This window comes from Paenibacillus sp. LX16 (assembly GCF_036252815.1).
In the GTDB taxonomy this organism is placed as follows: Bacteria; Bacillota; Bacilli; order Paenibacillales; family Paenibacillaceae; genus Paenibacillus; species Paenibacillus polymyxa_B.
In genome coordinates, this window is record NZ_CP141152.1 from 3,373,026 (window position 1) to 3,386,500 (window position 13,475).

The following is a 13,475-nucleotide window of genomic DNA, read 5'->3' on the forward strand; positions in this document are numbered from 1 at the left end:
AAATAACCTTTTATGAACGCCTGTACATCTGCGTCATCAAAAGGTCCGAACAGCCAAAAAAGACACTCATTTTGAGATCGTCCCTTCTGTCTCGGTCCTGTTCGGCTCAGAGCAGAATCCAACGTAACCTTCAAATGAAGTTATGATGGTCTTACAAACTTGCTAAAGTAGAGCATGTGCCCCTGGAGTGCAGCTCGGACCGTCCGATGCCGCCTCCTGCACAGTATAACAAAAAGCATCAGCTTTTTCACGTGAAGTTTTGCACAGGGAATAGAACGATTTCGGTCGTTTTCATATCTAGGGGTGCTTCTACAATTGTATATCCCCTGAAATGACCTGAATTCGCTCTCCTTGATCCGTATCTACCACGAGTGCCCCGGAAGGGTCCAAGCCAACAGCTGTACCTTCTACAGTTATCCCTTGTCCGGTATGTGCCCGTACGCTACGGTTCATAGTCACGGACAAAGCCTCCCACAGCATGGCTATAGGCTGGAACCCCTGCTCGGCATACAACTTACTTAGCTGTTCCATCTCTTCCAGCACTGAGGCGATCAGCACAGTACGGTCAATTTCACGCCCTGCTTCTATTTTCAAGGACGTTCCCACCTGCGATAACTCCTCCGGGTAATCTTCTTTATTTAAATTCACATCAATGCCAATCCCTGCAATACAGTATCGAACCCGTTGATCCTCTGTTGCAGATTCCAGCAGAATACCGGATACTTTGCGACCATGAATCAGCAGATCGTTTGGCCATTTGATACCAGCCTCCACACCCGTCAGCCGACGAATGGCCCTACACACTGCTACACCTGTAAGAAGCGTTAGCTGAGGGGTAAAAGCCAAGGGCTGGGTAGGGCGCAACACAATGCTCATCCAGACTCCTTTACCACGAGGTGAATACCACTTTCGTCCCAAACGCCCCCGACCTGCCGTTTGTTCCTCTGCAAGCACTACTGTCCCCTCTGGCGCGCCCTCTTCTGCCAAACGCATGGCATCCTGCTGAGTGGATACCGTCGAATCCAGTACAACGATACGCTGGCCAAACGATTGGGTATTTAACATATCGGCCAATTTGGAGACTTCTAGCCGATCCGGTCGGGATATCAACCGATAGCCCCGACGCGAGGAGGCATCAATGTTGTAGCCGAACTCACGCAGTTTGTTGATCTGCTTCCATACTGCTGTTCGGCTAACCGAGAGGCGGCGGCTGATTTCCTCCCCTGATACGTAATCGGATGTACCTTCCTCCAGTATGCCTAACAATCTTTCATGATTATTCACTACTCATCACCCGTTTCGCTTCCTGAAGCAATGTTTCTGTTTCATTCGGAATATCTCCGCAGGCAACAGCTTGTAAAAGCTGTTCCATCATCTGACCTAGCCAAGGTCCGCCTGGTCGATTCATCGCCTGAACCAGTTCATTTCCTGTAATATTTAAATCTTTGATACGAACGACTACAGCCTGCTTTGTCCACGAGCTTGCCAGTTCGGCTGTTTTCGCCACATGCTTTTCTACCCACGGCGGTAATCCGCGGAATGAAGCAGGCAGTGTCTTGTAAAGTTCAAGCCAGTCTGAAGCTGTATCTTTTCCCAGTCTAATTAGCAGTCGAATCCAGCTACGACGCAGTACCTCAGCGTTGACAATGTCAGACTCCCCCGGAACGGAATCGCCAGCTATGGCACTAGCACTGTAGATTAATTCGGTCTCCCATTCCAGCAGATGAACCAGCCGAAGTCGTACCGCGTTGGAAAAGGTCCAAGCTCTTAGTAGCTCGTCCGCTGCCTCTGAGGTAAGTCTACAAGACATTAAGAGCAGGCCCCACCGCAGTTCTTCTTGCAGTTGAACGATCCCCTTGAGCGCCCCTACTTCACATTGTTTCCAAGGAACTGGAACCTTCGTACAACCGAGTAATCCGCTACGGCTCAGCATCTCCAACCCACGTAAAGGGTCAGGGCCCGCTAGCATCTTTTCCAGCTCGACCCGCACACGTTCCATGGCTATGTAACGAAGTCCCTCTCTACGCCGAATCATGCCTTTCCAGGTGTTGTAAGCAACACGGAACCGAAACACAGAGGCAAAACGGATGCAACGCAGCATTCGTAACCCGTCCTCTTCAAAACGTTCCTCGGCTCGGCCTACACAACGAACGAGAGCGGCTCGTAAATCGGCTTCTCCTCCAAATGGGTCCACACGCTCTCCGGTTTCTGCCATCGCAATCGCATTCATAGTAAAATCCCGTCGCATCAGATCCTCACGGATATCCTTAACGAAGGCAACTTCCGTTGGACGGCGGTGATCGGCATAACCACTTTCCGTACGAAAAGTGGTTACCTCGAATGCATGGCCGCCCTGCATGACCGTAACCGTCCCATGCTGAATTCCTGTCGGAATGACGTGAGGGAATAGCGCTATGACCTGTTCAGGCTCAGCCGAAGTAGTCAAATCCATATCATGAATGGCTCTTCCTAATAGCTCATCCCGCACACAGCCACCGACCCAGTAGGCTTCGTGGCCTGCTGCTGATAGTGTATGTATGACCTCTCTGCCATGAAATGCCATCTCTTGGTCAGAATATTGCCAAGTATTTGTATTCATAGGGTTTCCCCCTTTGCAAGTATTCAATATAAAAAAACGGACGCGAGTCCGCCCACTTAAACGCTGATCGGTTTAAGATCCGGTACCTCGCGTCCTAACACACGGTAATATATCTCTTCATATTGACGGGTAATCAGCTCATCACAAAAAACGGTACGAGCGCGGGTCAGACACGCTTCACGGAAACGTTCCGCCATCGCTTCATCGGACAACAGCTCTACTGCATAATCAGCCATTGCCTCAGTATTACCGATTTCAGCAAGATACCCCGTACTTCCATGCACAACGAGTTCAGGTACTCCCCCTGCCTGAGAACCGATTGTCGGCACTCCACAAGCCATTGCTTCCAGTGCAACCAGACCAAAACTTTCTTTTTCCGAGGGAAGCAGCAGCACATCCGCCATAGAAATCACTTCTGCGATCTGATCCTGCTTACCTAAAAAGAAGACCTTATCTTGCAGACCTAAATTCTCGATTTTGCAACGGATTTTTGGAAGATCCGGTCCTTCTCCCACCAACAGCAGCTTCGCAGGTACTTTACGTTGCACTTTTTCAAATATATCCAGCACATCTCCCACTCTTTTGACAGGACGGAAATTGGAAATATGCATCATTATTTTTTCATCCGGTTGGGCAAAATCTCTTCTAAGCGCCGCGGCATCTCGTGGATAATATACCCGTTTATCTACAAAATTGTAGGTTAAATCAATAGGTCGTGTAATTTCCAACGCATCTATCGTCTCCCGAATCAAATCCTTGGAAACCGCCGTCACAGCGTCACTTTTGTTAATAGCCAGCCGAATCAGATCCTTCAACGACTCATCCTGTGCCAACACTGTAATGTCCGTACCGTGCAAGGTGGTTACCACCTTCAGATGATCACCCACCATTTCCTTCGCCAAGTATGCGCATACTGCATGTGGTACCGCATAATGAACATGGAGTACATCCAAATTCTTCATTTGTGCGACTTGGGCCATTTTGGTCGCCAGTGACAAATCATAGGGTGGATATCTAAACACGTAATAATCGTTAACTTCAACCTCATGATAAAAAATATTTTTCTGAAACGCCCCGCCTAATCTGAACGGAATGCTATTGGCAATAAAATGGACCTCATGCCCTTTTTCTGCCAGCAACTTACCTAACTCAGTAGCCACTACGCCGGAGCCCCCCAACGACGGGTAACAGGTAATTCCAATTTTCAATTTGTCATTCAAGCTAAGCTGCCTCCTTCCGCTCATCAGTGATAACTTTCCTGCCGATTTATTTTAACATTCTGCAAAATGCTCAAGTATAGAATTCTTATGTGAATAGCTTAACCAGATATGGCGTTTTGGACGCAAAGCCTTCTGCATACGAAATCAGTTTGCGCTGACCCAACAACGAGTCGCGAGCTTTTACGCGTTCCACATATCCCTGATTTAATGGTGTGGATACTGTATCCTTTCCAGGCGCTGCCTGAAATTGCGAAGCATAACTCAACAAAGACCGTTCTTTGGCTTCATAATGCTCGGTGATATCCACAATCAAATCCGTTCTGCCAATATCATTAATAAAATAAAAATATAATTGCTCTACCTGTACCGCAGGATTTTCTGGCATAAAACGTCGCAACTTGGCGTTAAATACCGCTTCCTCCACTAACTTGCTGCACATGACATGGTCTGGATGCCGATCCTCCCAATAAGGAGCAAATATGACTTTCGGTGCATGGCGCCGTATTTCTGCTGTAACTGCAGCTACATGTTCTGGAGTTACATATAATCCACGATCCGGCAGACCTAGATTCGTCCGCACGGCAAGTCCGAGTACTTTTGCGGCGTGTTCTGCCTCTGCCATACGAGTATCCACATCACCATTGGATGACATTTCAGCCCGCGTCAAATCGCACACACCCACCTTTAAACCAGCGGCTGTATGCTTGGCAATCGTGCCTCCCATTCCTATTTCTGCATCGTCGGCATGGGCTCCGAAAATCAAGATGTCCAGTGTCATTTTATATCACCCTGCTGGTCAATCCCCGGTTTATATTTATGTACCAGCTCACGCCAAGCAAAATCGCCACGGTCTAGCGCCTTAACCAGTATTTCAGCAGTTGCAACGTTGGTTGCCAGAGGAATCCCTTGTACATCACATAGACGTAACAGGGCGCTAATATCCGGCTCATGCGGCTGGGCCATAAGCGGATCACGCAAGAATATAATCAAGTCCATGTCATTTTGTGCAACCATAGCCCCGATTTGCTGATCTCCTCCAAGCGGCCCGGACATGAAACGGTGAATTTGAAGCTTGGTTTGCTCCATAATGCGCAGACCTGTTGTACCTGTTGAAAATAACTGGTGATCTGTAAAAACATGCTCATAGGCCGTTATGAAATTTACCATTTCATCCTTTTTTCGGTCATGCGCTATAAATGCAATCTTTAACATTCAAAGTTCCTCCTGCCTCATTCTATAATTTCATTCGTCAAATCATTCGCGTATTCTTAATCGATGTAATGCTCAAATCCATATACAAGCCCTGGCTGCTCCATGACCTTCTGAATACCGATTTTAACACCCGGCATATAGCCCGCCCGTTCATAAGAATCCTGACGAATTTTCAGAGATTGGCCAAACCCTCCGAATATCACTTCTTGCTGTGCGAACACACCGGGAAGACGGACACTGTGGACACGGAACCCTTGATAGTAACCCCCCCGTGATCCTTCTAACGTTTCTTCCTCTTCCGGGTTACCCTGTCGTAGCTCTTCACGCTGTTCGGCGATCAGCTCCGCGGTCTTAATGGCTGTGCCCGATGGCGCGTCCAATTTTTGGTCACCATGATATTCGATGATTTCCAGATGTGGGAAGTATTTCGCTGCCTGAGCCGCAAACCGCATCATCAAAATGACTCCAATCGAAAAATTTGGCGCGATCAAACCGCCAATCTGCTGCTCACGACACTGCTTGTCCAGTTCATCAATCTGTTCGGGGGTAAACCCTGTCGTTCCGATAACCGGACGAACTCCATGCTTAATAGCAAGCGCTGTATGTGCGTACGCAAAACGCGGCCCCGTAAAATCGACCATGACATCCGCTCGACTATCCAGTAATGCCTGCTCCACATCCTCCACAATAGCGATACCCGCTTCCGGTAGTCCGACGAGAAGGCCGGCATCACTGCCGGCATGTGTTCTGTTCACTGCGGCCACAAGCTGTAGTTCCTCATCCTGAAGAACCAATTTGACAACTTCACGGCCCATACGCCCTGCTGCTCCTACAACAGCCACTTTTATTGGTTCTGACATATCCCTACAACTCCTTATGCATCCATTTGTGCTAGATCTGTTCATTCATCTGCTGGCATAACTTCTTCATGAGGTTGGCAAGCTGCACATTGTGAGGAAACAGTGCAGCCGCCTCACGAGCAGCCTGCACAGCCAGCTTATACTCATTCAATTCGTCATAAATCAATGCGAGCAGCAAAAAAGCATCCCCACATAACGGATCGAGGGCTATTGCTCGTTCCAGTAGCAAAATCGCATCCTGACGCACCTGTGGCGTAACTCTGTCGACATCCAGCATTTTTCTGGCCTTCTCCGTATGCTGCCTAGCTTCCTGTGCATGCAGATGGAGAACATATTCATCCTGCTGTGGAGCGAGACGAACCGCATGCTCTGCATAGGCGAGAGCCTGCTCCAAACGACCACTGCGAGCATAGGTAACCGAGCACCGGAAATAATGCTCCGCATGATCAGGCTGGGCTGAAATTGCTTTTTCAAACCATTCCACGGCCTGCTCAAAATCGTTCTGCAAAATGCACTGATAAGCTTTCTGAACGTATTCCTCCGCCTTCATGACACTGCACCTCCGGGTAACCGGTTTGGTACAGCATATGTACAAAACGCCTAATCGGTGTCCTTTTTAGTCCAGCGATTCGCGTCACGCGTGTTAAATTTTTGCATGACCTTATCATGAGCCTCGGTCAAATTTATACCTAGTGAGTTCGCAAAGCAAACTGTGATGAACAAAATGTCCCCCAGCTCTAGCTCAATGGAATTGTCCGCCTCATCCGTTTTTTTCGGTTTCTCGCCAAAGGAGTGATTGACTTCCCTCGCCAGTTCCCCGACTTCCTCAGACATCCGGGCCAACATCGCCAAAGGACTAAAATACCCTTCCTTAAATTGAGATATATACTGGTCTACCTCACGTTGAATTTCATCTAATGATTTTTCCATGAAACACGCAATCCCCCCCATGTGCAGGTTTATTCATATGTTATCGTAAAGCACATTTTAAAACAAATTTTTTTTAATTCAGGATTTTGCAAAATCCTCAATTGTGTACTTATGATCCCAACTTACAGTCATCAGTCTTTTAAAGCTACCGTAAAAAGGTATACTACATATAAGGAGCTGCGATTTAGCAAAATCAGCATGAAGTCGTTCTTCCTTAAACTGCTACTGCGAGGGATTATATGAAGATATCCAAGTCCATGGAACAGCTTAAACTGATTTTACCCATTGTCCTCGGGACCGCCATCTATGCTTTCGGTCTGCTTTATTTTATTATACCCAGTAAACTGATGGAAGGTGGTATTACAGGGATCACCCTACTGCTCAATTATGCTTTTTCGATTTCACCCTCTCTCTCCACATTGCTTCTGAACATTCCTTTATTTTTAATTGGGTGGAAAATGCTTGGGGGCAAGCAAATTCTATATACAGGGGTAGGTATCGGGTCTCTCACTTTTTTTCTGTGGTTGTATGAAAAAATGATTCATTTCGGATGGATGGGAACATTTCAAACTGAACACGATTTTATACTTTCTTCATTATATGCGGGGGTTACGCTTGGGGCCGGATTAGGTATTGTGTTCCGCTTTGGCGGCACCACGGGCGGCTCGGATATAATCGCTCGTATTCTAAACCGAAAGTTTGGCTGGAGTATGGGAAGGATTCTGCTGGTCATTGATATCGTCATTATCGGTGCTTCACTACTTTACATACCAAAAGAAAAAATTCTATATACATTAGTCGCCGTGTTCATCGCGTCCAAAATTATTGATTTTATACAAGAAGGGGCCTATTCTGCCAGAGCCTTTATGATTATCAGCGACCACACGATGGACATTGCGGATATTATTATTAGGGACATGGATCGCGGAGTTACTATTATTCCGGCTGTAGGTGCATTTTCCAAGCAGGCCAAGCATGTTGCCTATTGTGTCGTGCCTCGTCAGGAAATACGACGCTTGCAGCAAATTGTTAAATCGGTTGATCCGCGGGCGTTTATTATCATACAGGATGTGCATGATGTACATGGAGAGGGGTTCAAGGAGGAATAGCCCGGAAATCCGGGCTATGGGCTAACATATATGGATGGCTCAGCAGTCAACGACGCGAATGTTCGAATTTTGTATCGTTATCCAGAGAAACCAGCTCGATATTTACGATAACCTGCATAGACCAGCGCCAGCAGAACAATCATGCCGATTGCCAATTCTGCCCGGCGCTCACTTTCACGCGGGATAAATGGCGCCAGGGCTGTGGCGTCTTTTTCACGTCCAAACAAGGCATTAAACGTCGGATTTCCCTGATCCAACGCCCCTCTAATCGCTGAGGCATCTGCATTTTGCTGATCCCCCAATCCTATGACATAGGAAATCCATGAATCAGCTCGGACAACTTCACTTGTTCTGCCATGAATCAATGCTGCTGTACGGATCGTCTCATAGTGGTCCTCCAGCACTGCGGCTCCAGCTTTGAAACCCTTCATGTTGCCTTTAGCAAACTGGCTGTTCAAGCCACTAACATCTTCTTTTAAAATCTTATAATACTGCTGCCATAAGGGCTGGCGCGGATGTGCAAGCGCATCTGTCGCAAGTCGTAAATTGGCCGCAGCCTTCACCCATTCATCCGGGGATGCTTGGACGGACTGTGTAGCTTGCTGCACCTCAAGGATGCTGCCGGACAAAGCATGAATGGCCTCTACAGATAACGCTGCCTGCACCTGTCCAGTGCCAAACCATCGACTCACCTCGGCTACATCCGCGCGCGCTTTTTCAATGTTCCCGTCCATCACATCCCGATACAGTATCGCAGCTGCATGATCCAGTTCCTCAATTTCTTTTGTATTTCCTATGGGTTTTGACTGATCACGTGCTTCTACCATACCTGGAGGGACGCAGACGGACAGCAGCAGGATCATAGATAAAACAACACTCGAAACAATACGTATCATAATTTGAAACGCCTGACCCCTAATCATGGGACATCCCTCCTCACCTTACTGTATGGCAAGGCTACCGGGACTAGAACTTGCTTTAGGACAAATCGTTTGAAGCCGGGTTATGCCCGAGACAAAATAGGAAACATTCGTTGATTTCCTTTACATGTGCTTTGATTTTTAGTTTTATAAAATAGCGTCGTATCTTCCTGTTTCAACAGAGAAATATTGCAGCCTTCCTGTTTCTCTTGGTGTAAAGCCAAAAACCACCTTCTTCGTTTCTTGTTTCGTTACCGCTGACAGTATGATATCCATAGGTATTTCACCTGGCCCATAAATATCGTAACAGTTCATCGTATCCCCTTCAAAATCTGCAACCACAATCGTATCGTATTGAGGTATATACCAAAATTTATCTTTAAAAAACGGCTCAACCCTTGATTTCTATAGTTGGTATCCGTCATTACAGTTCCATAATTAAAGCTCTTTCTTATTTTATGAGCATCACGATTCCTTTTTTAAATATATATTCTTTTTGGTTTCTAACAATGTTCATCTCTATTTTTCCACTTCTACTCCCATTCGATTGCGCGCAAACATGGCAAGCCATGCCGCTATAATACCGACAAGGGTCAGCATATAGGTAAAAGCACAGACTTGTGGTACATCATCCGTTAGCGTCTTCGGAAGATACGGATATATACCAAATGTATAATCCATCGTATCATTTAACAATGTCCAGAGTGCGGCTAGACATAAGGCAATCCATTTACAGGTGAAAAAACGTACGAACAGCAGTGCTTCGACCGCCATTGCCGTGTGAGATGCCACCAGCATCCAATCCTGCCATATCATATGTCCCCCCTGCGCAACTCCCCAAAAAATAATAGCTGAAGCCCAGATGCCATATTTTACACTCGTCACAACAGCCAACGCCTCTATGATCTGGCGAATTACCTTCAAGCTCTTGAGACGCGGAAAATAGAGCAAAAATGCTATAGAGATCGTAAAAAACAGACTCGCCGTCGGACTATCAGGCACAAATACAATCTGCCACATTGGGTGATAATTTAGTGTATACTCCAACTGCCCCCCATACCATATGTATCCATACACCGTTCCAACCAGATTACTCCAGAACAGCAGCCATAAAAAAGGCCGGCTCGTCAAGAACGACCGGCTCCATAAATAAGATAACGACACGTCCTTCATCCTCCGTTCATACGACAGTTGCCTTCTACAGACCCCATCCTACAAAGACTATATCATATCCAAGCGTATCAAAAAAACCTGACTGCCGCTACAGTCAGGTTTGATGATTATAATCACGAACTAAAGATTCGTCTGAAATCCAACTTAGGGTTCCTAAGATTGTTCTAACTCATTGCTTTCAGCTCATCCGTAAGATGACGAAAAGCTACTTCATCTCCGGAGGCTAGCGCCTCATCAATATCCTTGTAGAGTTTTTCACTCCGGTGTTTACGTAATGCCTCGTCCAAAACCATTTCAGCAGACAGGCCCAACATTACTTCATAAGTAACCTTCATTTTATCCATAGGATGCACCTCCAACATGAGTTTAAGAGATCCTATATTCTTTTCCTTTCGCCACATAGCTGAGTGCCGTTCGTGACATCCGCTGCAAATCTACATCTGTCAATTCGCGCACCACTTTGGCAGGTGTACCGAGAGAAAGAGTATAGGGTGGTATTTTGGTATTTTCCGTAACGACCGACCCTGCTCCTATTAAAGCATATTCACCAAGCTCCGCTCCGTTGAGTACAATGGCCCCCATACCGATTAAAGTGCCTTTGCCTACCGTACAACCGTGGATTATTGCAGCATGACCTACCGAAATGTCATCCGCCAGCAACAGGGGCTGATCCGTGTTCACATGTCCCACGACACCGTCCTGAATATTGCAGCGTTCACCGATGATGATAGGCGCCATATCTCCGCGCAGTACGGCATTAAACCATACAGAGGAATCTTGACCGATCGTTACTTTTCCGACAATTTTTGCTCCTTCTGCCACATAGACAGATGAATGGAGCTGTGGCATGTTTCCGTTATAGTGAATCAGCATCAACTTCACCCTCTCATTTTGGGTGAAATTCTATCAACATGTGTGCTGCTTGTCAATGGAGCCGTATACCCGAGTCGTTCCGTCCAATGCGGCACTCTCCCGCCAACTTCAGCCCCCAGGCCGTCATCTGTACAGATGGTCCCGTCGAATGTTCACCCTGACGAAGCATACCCAAGTGAAGCATCATTCGTATAATCCTCTGATCAAAGACCGAACGGGACGTATCATAGTAAAACGGTCGAATCAGTGGGCCGATATGTACAAAAAGCGACTCTGAGGACGTCCAGGGCCTGGCACATTCTCCAATCCAGTAGACTAGAGAAAGCAAATTAGGTACGGCTCCTTTATACAATCTTAACCAAAACCTGAATAGCTGTATCATTTCTTCCTCAATTGTATGCTCCTGATGCGCTTCTCCCTTTGCCGTCAGCACAACTTGGTCCCCTTTCTCCTCAATGTACTTGGAGTGACGGGCATAATCATACAGTAGTGCCATTCGGTCTGGATAAAACTTAAAAGAGGAGCCATACCCGAAACGCCATCCTCCCTTACCCAAAAGCGGCTCCGCAATGTGCAAATGTTCCATCAGCTGCTGCTGATTGCGACGATACCAAGCTCCCTCGGGATTTAGCGGAACCTCATGCTGTCTCATGTATTGAAGGAAAAGCCGTAAATCCTCTGCCAGCAGATGCCCTTCATCTCGGTACGACGACGGTTCGCTTACCCGGGTCATTCCGTTTTGGAAGTCATGTACCATAACACGTCGAAAGCGCTCCTTCATATCCAACGGAATTTGGAACAAATACCTCGTATTGTGCGTCGAACCGTTGAACAACCAGCCACTAGAACGCAGACGGGTCACAATATCCCTTGGCCGCTCACCAGGATTCTCGTTCTCCTCAACAGACTGTTTGGCTATTGCAACCAATTCCTCCATGCTGAAATACGGTCGGTCATCGAACAGCAGCGCGTTCAAAAACCTTACCTCTGACAACCTCAGCTCCTTGACCTGCGTCTCAAAAAAACTACTGCTACCGAGCTTCGTCAAAATCCCCTGGATCAACTCATGTTTGGAATTAGGTTTACAGTCACAATCGTAATACACCGCGATTCTGTTCAAATGCACAATATCCGCAAATGTCAGCATATCCGCCAGATTCATTGTTCCATCGCCTCGTCACTGGACTGTCATCCGGAATTGATTCTTACCTGTTGTACCCACAGCTTTGACGGATTGTTCAGACTCTAAACCTCTTTTTTTGCAAAGGTATAATTAAAAAACAAAAAAGACCACGACTCCTATGAAGTGCACCCCTTAGAATAGACATTGGAATAAACCCCTGGTTTATCCGATGAAATCTAAGGGGTGCATTTTTTATGCCGGCGAAAAAGGGAACAAAGTTTAACGAGTATACGTTTGAAACCAAGGTAGAGGCCATACGACTCCATATTGAAGAAGGTTGGACGTATCGTAGACTCATGGAGAAGTTTGGGATCGCAGATCGACATCGATTAAAAGAATGGATGCGCAAATACAAGCAACTCGGTGAATTCGGGCTCATGGACCAGCGAGGACGGCGTAAGGAGTATATCGATCAGGATAGGTATGTACAGAAGCTGAGACGGGAAAATGATATGCTAAAAAAGTGTTTGGAAATCTGGATACAGGAGATGAAGCACACAAATATATAACCATTGAGAAAGCTGCGAAAGACTATCCTATTAGCAAACTGTGTACGCTTTTCAAAGTCTCCAGAAGTGGATATTACGCCTTCTTAAAGCGTAGAGGAGCAGATCGAGATCGGGACGCGAAAGCACTTGTGAAGAAAGTGTATGAGCAGTATAACGGGGTCTACGGCTATCGCCAAATTCAACTATTTTTGCAGCACGATCATGGAGTCTGGATGAACCATAAAAAGGTACTCCGGCTCATGCAGGTCTTGGGAATCCGCTCACAAATTCGCCGGAAACATCGCTGCAACTATGCTTCCTCTACGAAAGGTCGTGTGGCGAAAAATCTGCTAAAACAGGATTTCAAGGCGGACAAACCTAATCAAAAATGGGTCACAGATATCACGCAATATCGTGTGGGGGATTGCTGGCTATATCTGTCTGCGATTAAAGACTTGTTCAATAACGAAATTATCGCGTACCAGATGAGCCATAGAAATGATAACGAACTGGTTTTACAGACGTTTCGACAAGCCTTTAAACAGCAAAAAGACGTGACTGGCCTCATCGTTCACAGCGACCAGGGATTCCAGTACACGTCCCATGCGTACCATGACATGTTGCCAAAGGTTGGCGCCCGGATCAGCATGTCTCGCCGAGGCAATTGTTATGATAATGCCTCGATGGAGAGCTTCTTCTCGCATCTCAAAACGGAAGGGCTCTACCCATATGATATCCGAAATATGGACGGGGCACAAAGGAGAATAGAAGAATATATTCGATTTTACAACCAATGTCGACCACAACGAAAGTTAAATAAGCTGCCTCCGAAAGAGTATCGGAAGCAGCTTATAGCCTAGGGTCTTTTTTCAGTGTCTATAAAATGGGGTCTTGACCACTATGATAAG

17 protein-coding genes are annotated in these 13,475 nt (G+C 46.6%); 3 read left to right on the plus strand and 14 right to left on the minus strand.

The window, feature by feature from the left end; genetic code table 11:
• Positions 1-309: 309 nt before the first annotated feature.
• The 8 genes from T3H97_RS14760 to T3H97_RS14795 all read right to left on the minus strand — a co-directional run bounded on the left by T3H97_RS14760 (position 310) and on the right by T3H97_RS14795 (position 6,821).
• Complete coding sequence (locus T3H97_RS14760; RefSeq protein WP_328800116.1) at positions 310-1,284, minus strand: biotin--[acetyl-CoA-carboxylase] ligase; 975 nt, start codon at positions 1,282-1,284, stop codon at positions 310-312.
• The gene (locus tag T3H97_RS14765) at positions 1,277-2,599 is read right to left on the minus strand and encodes a CCA tRNA nucleotidyltransferase (protein WP_328800117.1); all 1,323 of its coding nucleotides are present in this window, start codon (positions 2,597-2,599) and stop codon (positions 1,277-1,279) included. Before T3H97_RS14765 ends, T3H97_RS14760 begins: the two co-directional genes overlap by 8 nt.
• A 56-nt stretch (positions 2,600-2,655) precedes the next feature.
• Positions 2,656-3,819, minus strand: a complete 1,164-nt coding sequence (gene bshA, locus T3H97_RS14770) for an N-acetyl-alpha-D-glucosaminyl L-malate synthase BshA (protein ID WP_328800118.1) — start codon at positions 3,817-3,819, stop codon at positions 2,656-2,658.
• An 85-nt stretch (positions 3,820-3,904) separates the two neighbouring features.
• Positions 3,905-4,597, minus strand: a complete 693-nt coding sequence (bshB1, locus tag T3H97_RS14775) for a bacillithiol biosynthesis deacetylase BshB1 (protein ID WP_328800119.1) — start codon at positions 4,595-4,597, stop codon at positions 3,905-3,907.
• Entirely contained in the window at positions 4,594-5,031 is a 438-nt protein-coding gene (gene mgsA / locus T3H97_RS14780; RefSeq protein ID WP_013310694.1) for a methylglyoxal synthase, read from the minus strand. Before mgsA ends, bshB1 begins: the two co-directional genes overlap by 4 nt.
• Positions 5,032-5,087: 56 nt before the next feature.
• Positions 5,088-5,891, minus strand: coding sequence for a 4-hydroxy-tetrahydrodipicolinate reductase (gene dapB / locus T3H97_RS14785; RefSeq protein WP_039271105.1), 804 nt, complete (start codon positions 5,889-5,891; stop codon positions 5,088-5,090).
• 31 nt (positions 5,892-5,922) lie between these two features.
• Entirely contained in the window at positions 5,923-6,441 is a 519-nt protein-coding gene (locus tag T3H97_RS14790; protein ID WP_103048752.1) for a tetratricopeptide repeat protein, read from the minus strand.
• Positions 6,442-6,491: 50 nt separating this feature from the next.
• Positions 6,492-6,821 carry a nucleotide pyrophosphohydrolase gene (locus tag T3H97_RS14795; protein WP_023989148.1) on the minus strand — a complete coding sequence of 110 codons (330 nt, stop codon included), beginning with the start codon at positions 6,819-6,821 and terminating at the stop codon, positions 6,492-6,494.
• 239 nt (positions 6,822-7,060) lie between these two features.
• Between T3H97_RS14795 and T3H97_RS14800 the strand changes: the two genes are divergently transcribed.
• Positions 7,061-7,930: a YitT family protein gene (locus tag T3H97_RS14800; protein ID WP_328800120.1), complete on the plus strand. Its 870-nt coding sequence runs from the start codon at positions 7,061-7,063 to the stop codon at positions 7,928-7,930.
• Positions 7,931-8,007: 77 nt separating this feature from the next.
• On the opposite strand, the gene T3H97_RS14805 is transcribed toward T3H97_RS14800, so the two are convergent.
• From T3H97_RS14805 to T3H97_RS14830, 6 genes are all read right to left on the minus strand, one after another.
• Positions 8,008-8,853 (minus strand): sporulation protein YpjB, encoded by an 846-nt coding sequence (locus T3H97_RS14805; protein ID WP_328800121.1) that lies wholly within the window; start codon positions 8,851-8,853, stop codon positions 8,008-8,010.
• Between the two features lie 144 nt (positions 8,854-8,997).
• Positions 8,998-9,126: a hypothetical protein gene (locus tag T3H97_RS14810; RefSeq protein ID WP_328800122.1), complete on the minus strand. Its 129-nt coding sequence runs from the start codon at positions 9,124-9,126 to the stop codon at positions 8,998-9,000.
• A gap of 243 nt (positions 9,127-9,369) precedes the next feature.
• A complete protein-coding gene (locus T3H97_RS14815) occupies positions 9,370-10,014 on the minus strand; it encodes a DUF1405 domain-containing protein (RefSeq protein ID WP_328800123.1) in 645 nt (214 codons plus the stop codon).
• Between the two features lie 173 nt (positions 10,015-10,187).
• Complete coding sequence (locus T3H97_RS14820; protein ID WP_013371655.1) at positions 10,188-10,367, minus strand: IDEAL domain-containing protein; 180 nt, start codon at positions 10,365-10,367, stop codon at positions 10,188-10,190.
• Positions 10,368-10,389: 22 nt separating this feature from the next.
• A complete protein-coding gene (locus tag T3H97_RS14825) occupies positions 10,390-10,896 on the minus strand; it encodes a gamma carbonic anhydrase family protein (RefSeq protein ID WP_190297499.1) in 507 nt (168 codons plus the stop codon).
• Between the two features lie 52 nt (positions 10,897-10,948).
• Positions 10,949-12,058: a hypothetical protein gene (locus T3H97_RS14830; RefSeq protein WP_328800124.1), complete on the minus strand. Its 1,110-nt coding sequence runs from the start codon at positions 12,056-12,058 to the stop codon at positions 10,949-10,951.
• A gap of 215 nt (positions 12,059-12,273) precedes the next feature.
• On the opposite strand from T3H97_RS14830, the gene T3H97_RS14835 reads away from it, so the two are divergent.
• Together T3H97_RS14835 and T3H97_RS14840 are read left to right on the plus strand one after the other, a co-directional pair.
• The gene (locus tag T3H97_RS14835) at positions 12,274-12,588 is read left to right on the plus strand and encodes a helix-turn-helix domain-containing protein (protein WP_025722639.1); all 315 of its coding nucleotides are present in this window, start codon (positions 12,274-12,276) and stop codon (positions 12,586-12,588) included.
• Positions 12,543-13,427 (plus strand): IS3 family transposase, encoded by an 885-nt coding sequence (locus T3H97_RS14840; protein WP_134902449.1) that lies wholly within the window; start codon positions 12,543-12,545, stop codon positions 13,425-13,427. Before T3H97_RS14835 ends, T3H97_RS14840 begins: the two co-directional genes overlap by 46 nt.
• The last annotated feature ends 48 nt before the right edge of the window (positions 13,428-13,475 follow it).